Raw genomic sequence first — 17,007 nt, 5'->3', positions numbered from 1 at the left:
TCAGCGTCCTTCCGGGGTCGCGAGCTCGGTCGCGGCCGGTCCGAGGTCGGCGAGGGCGTCGTCGACCGACGAGGGCGCCCCCGACAGGGCGAGCGTCAGCGTGCCGAACGTGCGACCGGCGATCTCGTCGATGCCGCCGTAGACGATCTCGAACGCGACGGAGTGCCGCGCGAGCACGCCGAAGACGTGCCCCTGGTCGACCCCGCCCTCGGAGACCCGCACGGTCACGAGTCGACCGGGGTGCCGGGCGCGCAGCGCCGAGAGCTCGTCTCCGGCGGGGGCGCCCGCCACCACCGTCGACACGAACCGCCTCGTCGACGTCTCGCGCGGCGACGAGAACACGTCGAAGGTCTCGCCGATCTCGACGACGCGGCCCCGGTCCATGACGGCGACCCGATCGGCGATCGACTTGATGACGTCCATCTCGTGGGTGATCACCACGATGGTGATGCCGAGCTCGGCGTTGACGCGTCGCAGCAGCCCCAGCACCTCCTGGGTGGTCTCGGGGTCGAGGGCGCTGGTCGCCTCGTCGGCGAGCAGGATGCCCGGCGACGTCGCCAGTGCCCGGGCGATGCCGACGCGCTGCTTCTGCCCGCCCGAGAGCTGATCGGGGCGGGCGTGTGCCTTGTCGGCCAGCCCGACGAAGTGCAGCAGATCGCTGATCCGCCGCTGGTGCTCGGCCTTCGGCACGCCCGCCGCCTTCAACGGGAACTCGACGTTGCCCCAGACCGTCTTCGACGAGAAGAGGTTGAACTGCTGGAAGATCATGCCGATGCCGGCCCGCTTCACCCGGAGCTGCCGCTCGGACAGACCGGTGATCGGCGACCCGTCGATCTCGATCCGCCCGCTCGTGGTGGGCTCCAGGGCGTTGATCAGTCGCACGAGCGTGCTCTTGCCCGCCCCCGAGTACCCGATGATGCCGAAGATCTCGCCGTCGGCGATCTCGAGACTGACGCCGTCGACCGCCGTCAGCGGAGCCGCGCCCTTCTCTCGGGGCGGATACGTCTTGACGACGTCGGTCAGGGTGATGGCGGGCATGGGTCTCCTCGTCACGGGGGGAACGGAGCCGACCCGCGCACCGGAACGGCACACGGGTCGGACGGGGTCGAGGGCGGCGTCAGCCGTTCTGCTCGACGAGCTCTCGCGTGTCGTCGAGCGACGACTGGAGGTCGGCGACCGGCACCTTGACGGTCACGGCGGTGCCGCCCGAGTTCTCGACGACGCCGTCGGTGACCGACTGGGTGTCCTGATAGATCTCGACGAGCTTCTTGTAGGTCTCGTCGTCCTCGTCGGCCTCACGGGCGGCGAAGACGTTGACGTAGGGCAGCGCTGCCGGGTCGTTGGGGTCGTCCTGCGCGATGACGTCCTCCGACGAGAGACCGGCCTTCGTGGCGTACTCGTTGTTGATGATCGCCCCGTCGAAGTCCGGGAGCGACGTGGCGGCCAGGTCGGCGGCGACCGGCGTGACCTGGACGGTCGAGGCCTCGGTGTCGATGTCGTTGATGCCCGAGAAGGCGTCGCCGCCGCCCTTCAGCTCGATCAGGCCGTTCGACTGGAGCACGAGCAGCGACCGCGCCAGGTTGCTGGCGTCGTCCGGGACGGCGATGGTGTCGCCCTTCTGGAAGTCGCTGACGTCGGTGTACTGCTCGGAGTACAGCGGCAGCGGGTAGATGGCCGTCGAGCCGATCGGCACGAGGTCCGCGTCAGCCGCGACGTCGTACTGCGCCAGGTACACGATGTGCTGGAACTGGTTGAGGTCGACCTCGCCCTCGGTCAGCGCGGGGTTCGGCTGCTCGTAGCTGCCGAAGTCGACGAGCTCGACGTCGATGCCCTCGTCGGCGGCCGCGTCGACGAACGTCTGCCAGTACGGGTCGCTCTTGCCGACGACGCCGATGCGCACGGTCTCGTCGCCCGATCCGCCCCGCGAGACGGCGAAGCCGATCCCGACGGCGGCCAGCACGAGCACGACGACGACGATGATCGCGATGAGGCGGCCCGGGCCCTTCTTCGGGGCGTCGATCAGGGGGGTGGCGTCGGTCATGGGGATCCTCTCGATGGCACAGGGAAGCCCCGAGGCCGGCTGCTGTGCGGACCATCGAGGCACATCCATGATGACGCACCACGACCGCACCCGCCCACGCGGGGGTCACACGGCGACACATGCGACGGCGATCGGTGGCGTCGTCGGGCCGGGACGCCGAGGAGGCGCGGTGCAGGTCGACCTGCACCGCGCCTCCTCGGCAGGGGCGCTTGGCACCCCGTGGCTCGCGTCTAGACGGTCAGCACCTGCGGCGACCCGGTCTCGCCCGGGGGCATCTCGGCTGCGAGACGGTTCGCCTCGTCGATCAGGGTCTGGACGATCTCGGACTCGGGGACGGTCTTGATGACCTCGCCCTTGACGAAGATCTGGCCCTTGCCGTTGCCGGAGGCGACGCCGAGGTCGGCCTCGCGGGCCTCGCCCGGGCCGTTCACGACGCAGCCCATGACGGCGACTCGCAGGGGTACGGTCATGCCCTCGAGGCCGTCGGTGACGTCGTTGGCCAGCTTGTAGACGTCGACCTGGGCGCGACCGCAGCTGGGGCAGCTGACGATCTCGAGCTTGCGCTCGCGCAGGTTGAGCGACTGGAGGATCTGCAGACCGACCTTGACCTCTTGCGCGGGCGGCGCGCTGAGGCTGACGCGGATGGTGTCGCCGATGCCCTCGCCCAGCAGGATGCCGAACGCCGTGGCGGACTTGATCGTGCCCTGGAACTCGGGGCCCGCCTCGGTCACGCCGAGGTGCAGCGGCCAGTCGCCGCGCTCGGCGAGCTGACGGTAGGCCTTGACCATGACGATCGGGTCGTTGTGCTTGACCGAGATCTTGAAGTCGTGGAAGTCGTGCTCTTCGAAGAGCGAGGCCTCCCAGACGGCGGACTCGACGAGCGCCTCGGGGGTGGCCTTGCCGTACTTCTGGAGGATGCTCGGCTCGAGCGACCCCGCGTTGACGCCGATCCGGATCGAGACGCCGGCCGCCTTCGCCGCCGCCGCGATCTTGCCGACCTGGTCGTCGAACTTGCGGATGTTGCCCGGGTTCACCCGGACCGCCGCGCAGCCGGCGTCGATCGCCTGGTACACGTAGTTCGGCTGGAAGTGGATGTCGGCGATGACCGGGATCTGGCTCTTCTTCGCGATGATCGGAAGGGCCTCGGCGTCGTCGCGACTGGGCACGGCGACACGGACGATGTCGCAGCCGCTCGCCGTGAGCTCGGCGATCTGCTGCAACGTGGCGTTGATGTTGGGCGTCGGTGTGGTGGTCATCGACTGCACGCTGACCGGGGCGTCACCGCCCACGAGGACCTTGCCCACCTTGATCTGCCGCGTCTTGCGGCGCGGGGCGAGGACTTCGGGGACCTTCGGCATTCCGAGATTGACTGCTGGCACGAGCCCAATCGTAAACCTCGGCGCTGGGCGCCGAGTGACCGTCAGCCGAACAGATCGATCGGGTTCACGATGTCCGCATAGATGAGCAGCACGCTCATGCCCCCGAGGAGGATCACGACGGCGAAGGTCAACGGGATCACCTTGGCCGTGTCGACGGGCCCGGGGTCGGGTCGGCGGAAGAGCTTCGCGAAGCCCCGGCGGACGGCCTCGACGAGCGCGCCGGCGATGTGACCGCCGTCGAGCGGCATCAGCGGGATGAGGTTGAAGACGAAGAGCGCCACGTTCAGACTCGCGAGCAGGTTGACCACGTAGGCGGCCCGGTCGACGATCGGCACCGAGTCGAGGCTGACGATCTCGCCGGCCATCCGCCCCACGCCGACGACGCTGACCGGCCCGTTGGCGTCGCGCTCCCCGCCGCCGAAGGCCGCCTCGGCGACGCCGACGAGTCGCTGCGGCAGGTGGATGATCAGGTCGACGACGTGCGTGACGTTGTTCCACACGGCGGGCAGCACGGCGGTCACGGGCTGCCGCGCGGTCTCGGTCGCGAACCCGATGCCGACGAAGCCGACCTCGCGCGTCACCGGGGTGCCGTCGGCGGCCTCCTCGTACTGACCGGTGCTCTCGTCGACGACGTACCGCTCGGAGAGGGTCGGGGTCACCTCGAGCGTCTGCTCGGATCCGTCGCGGTCGACGACCACGTCGAGGGTCGTGTCGGCGGAGTCGCGCAGCACGGCGGCGATCTGGTCGCCGTCGCTCATGGTCTCGCCGTCGATCGACACGATGCGGTCGCCGTTGCGGAGGCCGGCCGCGAACGCGGGCGCCGGTGTGGCGTCGGCGGGGCACGAGGTCGCCGTCGACCCCGCGGGGAGGACGCACTCGTTGACGAGACCCACGGTCGTGCTCTCGCGCGCCACCCCGAACCCGCAGAGGACGACGCCGAACAGCACGACCGCGATGAGCAGGTTCATGGTCGGCCCGCCGAGCATGATGATGACCCGCTTGTAGACGGGCAGCCGGTAGAACGTGCGCTCTTCGTCGCCCTCGTCGATGGTCTCGGCGCTGGCCGTCCGGGCGTCCTGGACGAGCGTCTGGAAGAACCCGGTGCTGGATGCCCGACCGGCCTCGCCGTTCTTCGCCGGCGGGAACATCCCCGACATCGAGATGTAGCCGCCGAGCGGCAGGGCCTTGACGCCGTACTGCGTCTCGCCCCTCGTCCGCGAGAAGAGGGTCGGACCGAAGCCGATCATGTACTGCCCGACCTTCACGCCGAACCGCTTCGCCGGGACGAGGTGACCGACCTCGTGCAGGGCGATCGACACGGCGAGGCCGACGACCATGATCAGGACGCCGACGATGAAGAGCAGAACGGTGAGCACCGGGCAAGGGTAGCCGTGCCGAGCCGGGAAGAGACCACGGGACCGCCCTGGCGATGCTGGGAACCCGCGCCGCGCCTCCTCGGCTCCGCCCCGCCTCCTGGGCTAGCCGGCGAGCAGCGCGTCGGCCTCGGCCCGCGCCCAGCGCTCGGCCTCGAGCACGCCCTCGAGGGTGCTGGGGCCCGCGTCGTGCCGGTCGACCACCTCGCGGACGGTGTCGAGGATGCCGAGGTACCCCACACGACCCTCGTGGAACGCCAGCACGGCCTGCTCGTTCGCGGCGTTGAAGACCGCCGGGAACGTCGCGCCCGCCCGACCCACCTGCTTCGCGAGCTCGACGGCGGGGAACGCCTCGGCGTCGAGGGGTTCGAAGGTCCACGAGGAGGCGGTGGTCCAGTCGAGGGGTCGACCCACCCCGGCGACGCGGTCGGGCCACGCCAGCCCGAGCGAGATCGGGAGTCGCATGTCGGGCGGCGACGCCTGCGCGATCGTCGAGCCGTCGACGAACTCGACCATCGAGTGCACGATCGACTGCGGGTGCACGGTGACGTCGATGTCGTCGTAGTCGACGTCGAAGAGGAGGTGCGCCTCGATCACCTCGAGACCCTTGTTCACCATCGTCGACGAGTTGGTCGTGACGACCAGGCCCATGTCCCAGGTGGGGTGGGCCAGGGCCTCGGCCGGTGTGACGTCGGCGAGCGACGCCCGCGAGCGACCCCGGAAGGGCCCGCCCGACGCCGTCAGCACCAGGCGCCTGACCTCGGACGACGCACCGGAGCGCAGGGCCTGCGCGATCGCCGAGTGCTCGGAGTCGACCGGCACGATCTGGCCCGGTCGAGCCCGCTCGCGGACGAGGTCTCCCCCGACGATCAGGCTCTCCTTGTTCGCCAGGGCGAGCGTCGCCCCCGAGTCGAGCGCGGCCAGGGTCGGCGCGAGGCCGACGGAGCCCGTGATGCCGTTCAGCACGACGTCGGCCTCGACGTCGCGGACCAGCGCGACCGACTCGTCGGTGCCGAGGGCGACGTGCTCGACGCCGAAGCGGGCGGCCTGCTCGGCGACGAGGGCCCGGTTGGTGCCGGCAGAGAGACCGACCACGTCGAACAGCTGCGGGTTCTTCTCGATCACGTCGAGCGCCTGGACGCCGATCGAACCGGTGGAGCCGAGGATGGTGATGCGTCGCATGAGGCCACCCTAGGCCCGAGGCGCCCGGGCTCGGCGGGTCGGGGCGTCGGGGCGTCGGGGCGTCGGGGCGTAGGCGCGTCGGGGGTGCTGCGGGTCGGGGGTGGTGGGTGCCGGCCGATCGGGCTGGTGCTCAGGCGACGGCGAGGATGTCGATGACGAACACGAGGGTGTCGGTCGGCTCGATGCCGGAGCCCGGTTCGCCCTCCTCGCCGTAGCCGTCGGTGGGCGGCACGATGACGACGACCTGCGACCCCACGGTCTGGCCGATCATCGCCTCGGCGAAGCCCGTCACCACCTGGTCGGTCGAGAACGTCGCGACGGTGCCGCGGCCCCAGCTCTCGTCGAAGACCTCGCCCGTCCGCCAGTTGACGCCCTGGTACTGCACGGTGACGTTCGCCGGATCGGGGACGATCTCGCCGTCGCCCTTCTTCAGCACCTCGATGCGGAGGTCGGTCGGCGGGTCGGCGTCGGGGATCGTCACCGTGGGGCGGCCGTCGTCGGCCAGGGCGACGTCGGGGAAGCCCTGCTCGGCAGGCTGCGCCTCACCCGTCGCACGGGTCGGGACGATCGAGAACGTGTCGACGACGATGATCGCCGCGGGGTTGGGTGCGTCCGTGCCCGGCGAGCCGGGCTGCATGTCGGCCGCCGACGCGACGGTGACCGTGCGGGAGCCGGCCTGCGCGCACGAGAGTGCACCCTCGATGCCGGGCACGTAGAAGTCGCCGCTGATCGTGAGCTGCTCGCCCGACCCGCCCGTGTAACCCGCCGTGCTCAGCTCGGCGCCCGACTGCGCATCGAAGACCGTGATGGCCACCCGCACCACGTCGCCGACCTCGGTGGTCGGCCCGTCGCCGGGCACGACGACGGTCTGCTGACTGCGTTCGGCCGTCACCGGCGACGGCAGCTCGACGGTCGGCTTCTCGCCGAAGACGCCGCCGACCTCGATCGAGTCGGACTCGGGGCCGGACTCGAGGCAGGTGGTGGGGGCCGCCGACGCCGAGGGCTGGTCGGTCGGCGCGGGCTCGGCATCGGTCGTGCAGCCCGCCAGCAGCAGGGCGACGACAGGCGCCGCCCAGACCGCCGCGCGCCTCGACCTCCGCCGAGCGGACGGGTGGGCCGAGGAGGCGCGGGCGGGGTCGGTCACGAGGGGCAGCCGGGGACGGGGTCGCGCCGGGTCAGGAGACGGCGAGGATGTCGATCACGAACACCAGGGTGTCGGTGGCCGTGAAGGCGGCACCCTGGGGCACGTTGTCGCCGTAGCCGTCGGCCGGCGGGATCGAGACGATGGTCTGCGAGCCGACGGTCTGACCGACCATGCCCTCGGCGAAGCCGGTGATGACCTGACCCGTGCCGAACGTGGCGGGCTCGCCGCGCTGCCAGCTCGAGTCGAAGGTCTCGCCGGTCTGCCAGACGACGCCCTCGTACTGGACGGTGACCGTGGCGCCGTCCTCGACGACGGGGCCGTCGCCCTTCTTCAGCACCTCGACCTGCAGGTCGGTCGGCGGGTCGGTCTCGGGGACGGTCACGGTGGGCGCGCCGTCGGCGGCGAGCTCGACCGTCGGGAACCCGGGCGTCGGGTCCTGCGGCTCGCCCGTGGCGCGCAGCGGGGCCTCGGAGGTGGCCGACGCGCTGGGCGTCGCCGCGCCGCCGGCGCTGGACTCCTCACCGGCGTCGGTGCCGCCGCAGGCGGCGAGCGCGAACACGAGGGCGGGAACGGCGAGGAGGGCGAGGGGACGGCGCATGGGGATCTCTCGGTCTGTGGGCGGGGATCGGACGGTGCCGGTGACGGCGCCGCGACGACGACCATTGTGCCGCACGCTCCCGACGGGGCGCCTGGGAGCCGTTCGCGGTTGCGGGCGGGTGTGCGGGTGCGCGGCTGGGCTGCTGCGCGACTGCGCGGCTGGAGCCGCGCGGCCAGGGCTGCGCGGCTAGGGCTGCGAGGCCACCACGATGCGCGGCTCGTGGTCGACCGGGAACGCGACGGACGAGGCGATGAAGCACTTCCGGGCGGCGTCGGCGTGCAGGGCGAGGGCACGGTCGGCCATTCCCGCCTCGGCGACCGTGACCACGGGGCGGAGCGTGACCGAGGTGAACCGGCCCCCGCCGTCGGCGGTCTGGGTCATGCGACCGACGGCGGCGTCCTCGTAGGCCACGACGACGACCCCGTCGGTGGCGGCGACGTGGAGGTAGCTGAGCAGGTGGCACTGCGCGAGCGCGCCGAGCAGCATCTCCTCGGGGTTCCAGCGGTCGGCGTCGCCGTGGAACGTCCGGTCGGCGGACGCGGCGATGTCGTGCAGCTTGCCGTCGGCGCTCAGGGTGTTGTCGCGCCCGTACGACCTGTACGAGACCGTCCCGACGTCCCGGGCTCCCGTCCAGCGCAGGTCGACGGCGTAGTCGTGGTCGAGCATGGGTCCTCCTCGGTCGGTGCCGACGGTCTCGGTACACTCCCCATCATGACCGACCCGCGCCTCCTCGCCCCATCGTCGTCCACCCGCAGACCCCTCACGGTCGACGGCAGCGTCGAGCTGGCCGTCCTGACGCGATCGGGTCTCGACGAGAGTCGTCACCTCGGGGCGGGCATCGTGGTCGACGCCGCGGGATCGATGCTGAGGGAGGTCGGCGACGTCGGTGCGTCGATCTACCCGCGTTCGTGCCTCAAGCCGCTGCAGGCCCTGACCGTCATGCGGTCCGGCGTGGCCCTCGCCGGCCCCCAGGCCGTCCTCTCCACCGCGAGCCACGCGGGCACGGCCGAGCACCTCGCCGTGGTCGCCGAGCTGCTCGCACGCTCGGGCAGCTCGGAGGACGACCTGCTCTGCCCGCCCGACTGGCCGGGCGACCGCGCGAGCGCACGCCGTGCCGACGGGGCACGGCGGATGGCCATGAACTGCTCGGGCAAGCACGCGGCGTTCCTGCTGGCCTGCGCCGAGAACGGCTGGGACCCGACCACCTACACCGATCTGGACCACCCGCTGCAGCGCGCGACACGCGAGACCGTCTCGGAGTTCACCGGCGAGGTCGTCGACCACGCCGGCGTCGACGGCTGCGGCGCACCCGTGTTCGCGACCACGATCGCCGGGCTCGCGCGTGCCGTGGCGGTCGTGGCCGGCTCGGCGGGGGTCGCGACCGGCACCGGGTCGACGCCCTCCGACGCGGATCCCGACGCGCGCCTCCTGGTCGAGGCCGTGCTCGCCGATGCCTGGGCCCTCGACGGACCGGGCCGGGCGAACACCGTGGCCATCGACGAGCTCGGGCTCTTCGCGAAGCTCGGAGCGGAGGGCGTCCTGGTGATGGGCACCCTCGACGGCATCGGCACGGCCGTGAAGATCCTCGACGGCAATCTGCGGGCCGCGACGATGGTGGCCCTGCATCTGCTCGTCGGCCAGGGCGCCGTCGATGCGGACGCCGCCGGATCCGTCGTGGAGGCGACGAGCGAGCGCGTGCTCGGCGCCGGCCGCGACGTCGGTCGCATCCGCCTCTCGGACGCACTCGTCGGCGGACGGGCCTGAGGGTCAGCACGAGCCCGCTCCCCGCCACCCGTCGACGGGGTCGCGGATCGACACGAGGTCGAGATCGACCGCCACCCGGCAGGGTCGGCCGTCGCGCCTGACGACCTGCGCCCTGGCATCGGCCCCGATCACGACGAGCACGTCGACCCGTCCGACGTCGGCGCTCGTCCGACCATGACGCACCTCGAGCGAGGCCGCGCCCAGTCGGCGGGCCTGCAGGAGATACCCCTGGGCCGCCGCCCGCGCCAGGACGATCGGACCGACGATCCCGACGGAGCCGCGCGCCTCGACGCAGAGCGGACCGTCGGCGAGCGTGGCCGCCTCGTCGACGAGTCGTCGGATGTCGGCCAGAGCCGCCGGATCGTCGGCTGACCCGACGCGTCGAACCGGGACTCGCGGTTCGGGCGGCGTCGTCGTCCGCAGGGAGCTCTCGACGGCGCCCCGGCCCAGGACGAGGTACGGCGTCGCCCCGGAGGCGCGGGTCGCCCCGGCACCGGAGGTCGCGTCGATCACGTCACGACCGGCCCGAGCCACGGCGGCGCTGCCGGGGAACCTCTGATGCAGTTCGGCCAGCTCGAGCCTGTGCAGCTCGCGGATCGTCCGCTCGACGGAGGCGATCGCCTCCTCGAAGCGGCGCCGCCCGTGTCGGATCCGAGCCGGGGCGCCGACGAGTTCGACGACCGACCAGACGCCGACGACCGCTGCGACGACGGCGACGGCCGATGCGGCGACCGCGGTCACCGGCACCGAGCCGCTCACGCCGACGACGATCGAGGCGACGATCGCGACGCCCGCCGCGTGCACCGGCGGACGCCTGGCCCGGGGCCGCGGTGGCACGGCGGGGAGCACGATCGTCCGTCGAGGAGGCGGGGGTTCGGCGAGGCTCACACCTCACGAGACCACGCGGCCCCGCCTCCGCGGGCGCTGTCGGAGAGCGCTTGTGGAGAACCGCGGGGTCGGCGCCGCCGGGGAGGGGTCAGCCGACGACGAAGAACTGCTCGCCGATGTCGACGCGACTCCCCCGGCTCACCCGCACCCGGGTGCCGGGCTCCAGCCTGCGGGCGGGTTCGCCGTGCGGACGGACGATGGTGCCGTTGCCCGACCAGCGGTCGCTGAGCCAGAGGTGCCCGTCGTCCTGACCGAATTCGAGGTGCGTCTTCGAGACCGACCGGCCCGGATCGACGATGCGCACGAGCTGATCGAAGGACTCCCCGGGCTGCGGGGTGGGAGCCCGCCCGACGAGCCCCGAACCGTCGACGGTGAAGCTCTCGCCGGTGCTGAACTGCAGCACGAAGGGCGATCCGGTCGGTCCGCGACGGACCAGGCGGGTCTCGTCGACGTCCTCGTCGTCGGCCGTTGTCGGCGCGGCGGGCCGTCGGGGACCCCAGGCGGGTTCGGGTACCGGCGGCAGATGCTGCGTGGACGGACGCTCGTGGTCCGTCTCCGGCTCGGACTGCTGCTGCTCCGGCTCGAACCGCTGCTGCGGCTCCGACCGCTGCTCCGGCTGGTCGGCCCGGGACGGGCCGTCGACCAGGGCGGACCGCATCTCAGGGGCGACGACGACCTCGGCGGGGCGATCGTCGCCGTCGAGCGGGCTCCGTCGCGAGAGCGGGACGATCGGCCCCGTGAACGACAACGCGACGGAGGCCACCACGGCGCCGCAGACGCCGCAGAAGATGTCGTCCTCGTGGATCTCGGCGCCGCATTCCGTGCAGCGCTCCGCAGCGGAAGCGGTGCCCGGCTCCACGAGGGGGACGGGGGCGGCGCCGGAGTCCCGCGGGCTGACTGTGGAATCGGCGATCGGCTCGACACGGACGGTGTCCCCCGGCCCGGGGACGACGTCGTCCGTCACCGGGCGGTCGTCGGTGGAATGCGCACCGGTGGAACCGAGGCCGGGGGCGCTCGCGACGGGCGAGCCGGCGTCGACGGACCGGGCGTCAGCCGGGTCGGCGGCGGCCGGGGTGTCGTCCGCGGCATCAGCGGCGGTCATGCCGGTCGGATGGGCTTCGGACGGGGCGTCGTCGGACGCGACGTCCGCGACGTCGCCCGTCGTTCCGCCCCTGCCCGGATCGGCGGATACGGGGGCGGACTCCGGCGCCGCTCCCCCGATCTCCGTCGCTTCGATCTCCGGCGCGTCCGCGGGGTCGCTCGTGGCGGAGTCCGCGTCGGCCGAGTCCCCGGGCGACGAGGCCACGGCGCCACCGGTGCCTCCTCCGTCGACGACCGGGACATCCGTCCGCGAGGACACCGGGGTCAACGACGCCGTCCAGAGCGGGGCCGTCTGCGGACGTGAGGCGTCGTCGCCACGAGGCGACGGCTCGCGAAGAGGCGCCGGCCGGGGCGTCACGGGAGCGGCACCGCCGCCGACGGCGCTCGGACCGCCTGCCTGTCGCGACTCCTCCGACGCTGTCGCGGCGGCGGCGTCCTCCGCGGCCGCTGCGGCACTCGCCGCCGCATGCTCCGCCTCACGGTCGGCGGACGCCTCCGGAGAGCCGTCGCGCCAGACCGGCACCGGGTCCGACGCGGAGGGAGCGAGGTCGTCGGAGACCGACGGGGCCTCGTCGAGGGCATCCGCCGTCGTGTCGTGGACCCACCAGGGACGATCCGTAGCGGCCGGACGCGCAGGCGACTGCAGCCGCCAGGCAGGAGGGCGGGAGTCCGCCGGGTCGGCGACAGGAGGCCCGGCGGGACCCGAGGTGTCGACACCGGAGAGCGTACGGCCGCACTCGCCGCAGATCATCGCGCCGACGGGCAACGGACTGGCACAGGTGGGGCACTGCATGCGGAAGAGACCTCTAGCTAGCGTTCGGGACGTTTCCGGCCATGGTATCCGCGGAGTGAACGAGACGAGACCGCTGCCACCACCCGCCGCCATCTCGTCGCCCGGGCGTCGAAGGCCCTCCTCATCTCCGTGACGGCGACCCAGACGCGATCGGCGTCCTCCGCCGCCGGTTCGGCCGGGGCGAAGGTCGCACGATCGGCGACCCGTGCGAGCACGGTCGGACGCGAGCCCCCGACGATCTCGGCAGCTTCGCTCCGGGTGGCCGAGGCGGGGATCTCGACTCCGTGATCGAGAGCGGCGTCGTGGAACTCACGCCACCCGCCGGCGATCCGGACCGCGGGGTCCGGATGCCGACGACGAAGACGACGCCGACGTGCCTTGGCCGCGACGATCGCGAGGAACGGCGAGGCGAGCAGTCCCAGGACGAGAGCGACGACGCCGACGATGGGGACGACCAGCCGGACGATAGCCAGCCAGGCCGGTGGCGCCTCCGGCGTCTCCTGGTCGGATTGCGGCGGGGCCTGCTCGTCGCGCAGCTGCGGTTCCCGGAGGGGCGGCTGCACCACCGACTCCGGGCGCTGCAGTCGGTTCGGATCGAGGACCCGCTCGTCGGGGATCGGGCGATCGAGAGGGACGGGATCGAGCGCGACCCAGCCGTGTTCCCGCGTGTCGACCTCGATCCACGCGGTGACATCGGCTCCTGTCACGGACACCGAGCCGTCGGTCGCCTCACCGACGTCGGGCGCGAATCCCATCACGACGCGCGCGGGGAACCCCAGCTCGCCGGCCATCAGAGCGGCCGCGGCCGAGTACTGCTCGGCGTCGCCGATCATGACCGGGTCGGTGAAGAGCTGCGCCAGACGCTCGGAGCCGTGACCCGAACGGCTCGGCGGCTCGTCGTCGGAGATGCCGTGCGAGATGTATCCGTCGTCACGGAGTGCCGACAGAGCGGCCTGAAGCCGGGCACCCGGGCCGTCGACGCCTCGGACGTCGGCGGCGAGCGCGTCGGTCAGCTCGTCCGGGACGGCGACGGGCTCCGGCACGCTCGCCGGGCCGGGCGTCAGGTCGGCCAGCCGGTCGACGTCCGGCCCCGTCGGCAGCACCGCGTCGAGGCGGTAGGTGTCTCCGGCGTCGAGTCCGCCGTCGACGACGGCCGCCCCGCTGACGTCGTTGTAGAAGAGTCCGGTCGGCCGCGTCGCGGCGTCGTCGCCGCCGAACTCGATCGATTCGAGACGACCGACCGTCGGCAGCCAGACCCCCCGGTACGAGCCGACCTCGACGGAGAGCTCGACCCGCCGGCCTTCGACACCAGACTGGTCCACCGACGAGGGGATCCGATCGAACGACCCGGACTCGCTCGACACCTCGGAGCTGCCGACCGTGAACGCGACGCCGTCGTACGTGTCGAGCGTCGCGAGGCGGAGCAGCTGCCCGGCACCGAGGCCGCGGACGGTCAGGAGGGTCTGGTCGACGGCGGGCTGCTGCTCGTAGACCCGAAGCCGGGTCAGGGGGCTGACGAGACTCCGCGGATCGAAGGGCGGGTCGACGACCGTCCGGGCGACCGTCCGGGGCGACGAGGGCGGCGCGGCGACGACGACCGCCGAGGCGACCACGCCGGCGACGAGCAGCGTGACGACCGAGCCGGCGACGGCGCGCACGGCGACGGTCCGGTGACCCGACGCGCGGACCGCCTCCGCGCCTCCTGCGAGCGCTGCCAGAGCGACCCGACGTCTGTGGAGGCGCCACCACAGGGACCACGCCACGCACGAGGCCAGGAGGGCGAGCCCGGTGCCGAGGGGAAGCCAGGCGTCTCTCGGTCCGAGCACGATGCCGACCAGATAGACGACGATCGGGGCGACGACGGCGAGCTCGCCCCGCCGCGACCGGAGGGCGACGCTCAGCCCGATCACGGTCGCGAGCAGGACGAGCACGAAGGCGGGGACGAGGAGGGCCTCGTAGCTGCCGACCGGCAGTCCGATCGTCACGAGCCGCTTCCACCCCAGGGCCGTGCCGCCGATGAGGTCGACGAGACCGGCCGCCGTGGGGACGACGCCCCAGACCGTCTGGGACGGCACGGCCAGGGGTACGCCGAGCAGCAGGTAGACGACGACCGTCGCGATCAGGACGAGGAGGCTGGACGCGCGCAGCACGGCCCCGCCGACCGCGACGGCTGTTCCGACCGCGATGGTGACCACGACGAGCGCGACGAATGCGGAGCTCTGGTACACCGGCCACAGGGTGGACGTCGCGACGAGCATCGACAGGGCGTGGAGCCCGGCGACGGCGGCGACGAAGGGGGCGCGGGGCCGTCGTCGCGCCGCTCCCGCCCGTCGTCCGGACGCCGGTCCGCGGCTCGCCGGGTCGACGCTCACGAGGCCGCCGCCCTGGCCAGGGACTGCCGCAGGTCGTCGAGGTAGCCGATCGTCAGCACCGTGAGATCCGTCAGCCGCCGCACCCCCGGGACCGCCTCCGCATCGCAGACGATCGCCACGACCTCGACGCCCAGCGGGAACCGCACGGCGGCGGACCGCAGTGCGGCGAGCGTCGTCGTCGACCCCACGACCAGGAAGGCGACGGAGACGCCGGTCGCCTGACCGCCCGCCGCCCGGACGACGTCGGCGATCGTCGGAGCCGACTCGGACGCCTCGACGACGGCGAGACCGTCGAGCAGCCGGCCCCGGGTGACCGTGTCGAGCGTCCGCACGGCGACGGCGCGGCGTCGGGCGGAGTCTGGCGTGCGCTCGCCGACGACGACGCTGAGGTCGCGCGCGTCGCGGATGGCCCGGACGCCGAGGGACCCCGCGGCGCTGACAGCGAGCTCGAACTCCTCGGGGTCGGCGAAGTCGTCGAGGGCGAGGCTCAAGGCGATGACGAGGTGCGACCGGCGGCTCTGCTCGAACTGGCGGACCATGAACGTGCCGGTCTTCGCCGTCGACCGCCAGTGGATGTGACGACGCTCGTCGCCGGGCTGGTACTCGCGGATCGCGTGGAACGAGAGGTCGTCGGGCGCGAGATCGCGGGTGGGGCTGCCCTCGAGGTCGCGGACGAACCCCGTGCTGGTGCTCGGGATGCCGACGGTGGTCGGGTGCACGAAGACCTCGGCGGCGTCGGTCCACTCGATCTCGCGACGCACGAGCCCGACGGCGTCGCCCCGCACCGTGCGCGCCGGACCGACCCGGACGAGACCGCGGCGCGACGTCGGGACGCTGAACGGCTCGTGGACGGACCCGCCGGCGCGGAGCCCGGGGAGGTGCAGCTCGACGAGTCCGTCGGCCACCGGGATCTCGACGGTCGCTCCGACGACGCGACGCCGCGTGGGGTTCGCCACCCGCAGCTCGCCCGTCAGCGGCTGGCCCACGGACACACGGTCGTCGGGGAGCACGACCGCGACCTCGAAGGCGGTGCGGCCGAGGAGCGAGAGGGCCGCGAGGACGAGCATGACGAGGGCGGCCACGGCGATGGCGAGCAGTTCGGTCCACCCGAGGGCGTAGCCGGCGACGAGACCGAGCGGGACGACGCAGAGCACGGACCAGCCGAGCGGGGTCACGAGCGTCGACACGGCGCGTCCGGCCCCCGACAGGGCGCGGCGGACGGCCTGGGCCGCCTCGGCCGCCGCGCGCACGGCACCGGCGCCGGGACCGACGCGTCCGCCAACGATGCGCGTGCGCGCCTCGGTGACGCCGGCGGTCGCCCCGGGGAGTCGATGGTCGACGCCCGCGTCGCCTCGCCCGCGACGGCTCGTTCGGGTCGGGGTCGCGCTCACACGGTGTTCCGCTCGGCCGGCGGGGGCGTCTCGAGGAGCAGCTGGCCGATCACGCTCGACGGGGTGACGCCGTCGAACTCGGCCTCGGGGTCGAGGACGATGCGGTGCGCGAGGACGGGTTCGGCGAGGGCCTTGACGTCGTCCGGCACGACGTAGTGGCGCCCCTGGGACGCCGCGTAGGTCTTGGCGCAGCGCACCAGGGCGAGTGCGCCGCGGACGCTGACCCCGAGCCGGACCTCGTCGGCCGCCCGGGTCGCCTCGACCAGCCGGGCGACGTAGTCGTTGAGGCTCGGCTCGACATGCACGGTGCGGGCCAGGAGCGCCATCTCGGTGACGACGTCGGCCCGGACGACGGGTGGGATCGACCCCTCGTGGACCCGGGTCGCCGATCCCGCGAGGATCCGCACCGTCGCCGCGTGATCCGGGTACCCGATGGAGGTCTTCATGACGAAGCGGTCCAGCTGCGCTTCGGGGAGCCGGTACGTTCCCGCCTGCTCGATGGGGTTCTGCGTCGCGATGACCATGAAGGGGCGCCCGACGTCGTGACTGACGCCGTCGACGGTGACCCGCCCCTCCTCCATGACCTCGAGCAGGGCCGCCTGCGTCTTCGGGCTCGCCCGGTTGATCTCGTCGGCCAGCACCACGTTCGCGAAGATCGGACCCCGATGGAACTCGAACTCCCTGCGCCCCTGGTCGTAGACGCTGACCCCGGTGATGTCGCCCGGCAGCAGATCGGGCGTGAACTGGACCCGGCTGCTCGTGCCCTGCACGCTCTGCGCGATCGCGCGGGCGAGGGACGTCTTGCCCGTTCCGGGGAAGTCCTCGAGGAGGAGGTGCCCCTCGCTCAGCATCGCCGTGAACGACAGCCTGACCACGAACGACTTGCCGAGCAGCACCTGGTCGACGCCGGCCACCAGGCGACCGAAGACGTCGGAGAACCAGGCGGCCTGCTCGGGGGTCATGCTCATGCGATCGTTCGCT

14 protein-coding genes are annotated in these 17,007 nt (G+C 72.8%); 1 reads left to right on the top strand and 13 read right to left on the bottom strand.

The annotated features are described in order from the left end of the window. From ACZ6JE_RS10150 to ACZ6JE_RS10115, 8 genes are all read right to left on the bottom strand, one after another. Positions 1–1,038 carry a methionine ABC transporter ATP-binding protein gene (locus ACZ6JE_RS10150; RefSeq protein ID WP_192058072.1) on the bottom strand — a complete coding sequence of 346 codons (1,038 nt, stop codon included), beginning with the start codon at positions 1,036–1,038 and terminating at the stop codon, positions 1–3. Between the two features lie 79 nt (positions 1,039–1,117). Next, positions 1,118–2,041 carry a MetQ/NlpA family ABC transporter substrate-binding protein gene (locus ACZ6JE_RS10145; protein ID WP_243215117.1) on the bottom strand — a complete coding sequence of 308 codons (924 nt, stop codon included), beginning with the start codon at positions 2,039–2,041 and terminating at the stop codon, positions 1,118–1,120. 230 nt (positions 2,042–2,271) lie between these two features. Then, the gene (gene ispG, locus ACZ6JE_RS10140) at positions 2,272–3,420 is read right to left on the bottom strand and encodes a flavodoxin-dependent (E)-4-hydroxy-3-methylbut-2-enyl-diphosphate synthase (RefSeq protein ID WP_182501110.1); all 1,149 of its coding nucleotides are present in this window, start codon (positions 3,418–3,420) and stop codon (positions 2,272–2,274) included. A 41-nt stretch (positions 3,421–3,461) separates the two neighbouring features. After that, on the bottom strand, positions 3,462–4,796 hold the full coding sequence (locus ACZ6JE_RS10135) for a M50 family metallopeptidase (RefSeq protein ID WP_243215118.1): 1,335 nt from the start codon (positions 4,794–4,796) through the stop codon (positions 3,462–3,464). 102 nt (positions 4,797–4,898) lie between these two features. Then, entirely contained in the window at positions 4,899–5,975 is a 1,077-nt protein-coding gene (dxr, locus tag ACZ6JE_RS10130) for a 1-deoxy-D-xylulose-5-phosphate reductoisomerase (protein ID WP_192058076.1), read from the bottom strand. Between the two features lie 130 nt (positions 5,976–6,105). Then, on the bottom strand, positions 6,106–7,119 hold the full coding sequence (locus ACZ6JE_RS10125) for an FKBP-type peptidyl-prolyl cis-trans isomerase (protein ID WP_464318869.1): 1,014 nt from the start codon (positions 7,117–7,119) through the stop codon (positions 6,106–6,108). A 31-nt stretch (positions 7,120–7,150) separates the two neighbouring features. Continuing rightward, positions 7,151–7,717, bottom strand: a complete 567-nt coding sequence (locus ACZ6JE_RS10120) for an FKBP-type peptidyl-prolyl cis-trans isomerase (RefSeq protein ID WP_464318868.1) — start codon at positions 7,715–7,717, stop codon at positions 7,151–7,153. 186 nt (positions 7,718–7,903) lie between these two features. Next, positions 7,904–8,383: an OsmC family protein gene (locus tag ACZ6JE_RS10115; protein ID WP_192058082.1), complete on the bottom strand. Its 480-nt coding sequence runs from the start codon at positions 8,381–8,383 to the stop codon at positions 7,904–7,906. A gap of 45 nt (positions 8,384–8,428) precedes the next feature. On the opposite strand from ACZ6JE_RS10115, the gene ACZ6JE_RS10110 reads away from it, so the two are divergent. Continuing rightward, complete coding sequence (locus ACZ6JE_RS10110; RefSeq protein WP_464318867.1) at positions 8,429–9,481, top strand: asparaginase; 1,053 nt, start codon at positions 8,429–8,431, stop codon at positions 9,479–9,481. A 3-nt stretch (positions 9,482–9,484) separates the two neighbouring features. Here the strand turns inward: ACZ6JE_RS10110 and ACZ6JE_RS10105 are convergent, their stop codons facing one another. The 5 genes from ACZ6JE_RS10105 to ACZ6JE_RS10085 form a co-directional block, all read right to left on the bottom strand. Further along, complete coding sequence (locus tag ACZ6JE_RS10105) at positions 9,485–10,318, bottom strand: hypothetical protein (protein WP_464318866.1); 834 nt, start codon at positions 10,316–10,318, stop codon at positions 9,485–9,487. A gap of 139 nt (positions 10,319–10,457) precedes the next feature. Then, the gene (locus tag ACZ6JE_RS10100; RefSeq protein ID WP_464318865.1) at positions 10,458–12,221 is read right to left on the bottom strand and encodes an FHA domain-containing protein; all 1,764 of its coding nucleotides are present in this window, start codon (positions 12,219–12,221) and stop codon (positions 10,458–10,460) included. Between the two features lie 59 nt (positions 12,222–12,280). Then, positions 12,281–14,635, bottom strand: a complete 2,355-nt coding sequence (locus ACZ6JE_RS10095; RefSeq protein WP_464318864.1) for a transglutaminase TgpA family protein — start codon at positions 14,633–14,635, stop codon at positions 12,281–12,283. Next, complete coding sequence (locus tag ACZ6JE_RS10090; protein WP_464318863.1) at positions 14,632–16,026, bottom strand: DUF58 domain-containing protein; 1,395 nt, start codon at positions 16,024–16,026, stop codon at positions 14,632–14,634. The genes ACZ6JE_RS10095 and ACZ6JE_RS10090 overlap by 4 nt, the downstream gene beginning before the upstream one ends. Then, positions 16,023–16,994, bottom strand: coding sequence for an AAA family ATPase (locus tag ACZ6JE_RS10085; protein WP_464318862.1), 972 nt, complete (start codon positions 16,992–16,994; stop codon positions 16,023–16,025). The genes ACZ6JE_RS10090 and ACZ6JE_RS10085 overlap by 4 nt, the downstream gene beginning before the upstream one ends. Between the last annotated feature and the right edge of the window lie 13 nt (positions 16,995–17,007).

The organism is Frigoribacterium sp. AC759 (assembly GCF_979256015.1).
The sequence above is the reverse complement of the archived record's forward strand: the minus strand, read 5'-3'. Positions and strand labels throughout refer to the sequence as shown.

What these genes read in the sequence shown, in the direction of transcription:
- ACZ6JE_RS10150 (WP_192058072.1), bottom strand. Translation starts at nt 1,038, where the DNA reads ATGCCCGCCATCACCCTGACCGACGTCGTCAAGACGTATCCGCCCCGA.
- ACZ6JE_RS10145 (WP_243215117.1), bottom strand. Translation starts at nt 2,041, where the DNA reads ATGACCGACGCCACCCCCCTGATCGACGCCCCGAAGAAGGGCCCGGGC.
- dxr (WP_192058076.1), bottom strand. Translation starts at nt 5,975, where the DNA reads ATGCGACGCATCACCATCCTCGGCTCCACCGGTTCGATCGGCGTCCAG.
- ACZ6JE_RS10120 (WP_464318868.1), bottom strand. Translation starts at nt 7,717, where the DNA reads ATGCGCCGTCCCCTCGCCCTCCTCGCCGTTCCCGCCCTCGTGTTCGCG.
- ACZ6JE_RS10115 (WP_192058082.1), bottom strand. Translation starts at nt 8,383, where the DNA reads ATGCTCGACCACGACTACGCCGTCGACCTGCGCTGGACGGGAGCCCGG.
- ACZ6JE_RS10110 (WP_464318867.1), top strand. Translation starts at nt 8,429, where the DNA reads ATGACCGACCCGCGCCTCCTCGCCCCATCGTCGTCCACCCGCAGACCC.
- ACZ6JE_RS10100 (WP_464318865.1), bottom strand. Translation starts at nt 12,221, where the DNA reads ATGATCTGCGGCGAGTGCGGCCGTACGCTCTCCGGTGTCGACACCTCG.
- ACZ6JE_RS10085 (WP_464318862.1), bottom strand. Translation starts at nt 16,994, where the DNA reads ATGAGCATGACCCCCGAGCAGGCCGCCTGGTTCTCCGACGTCTTCGGT.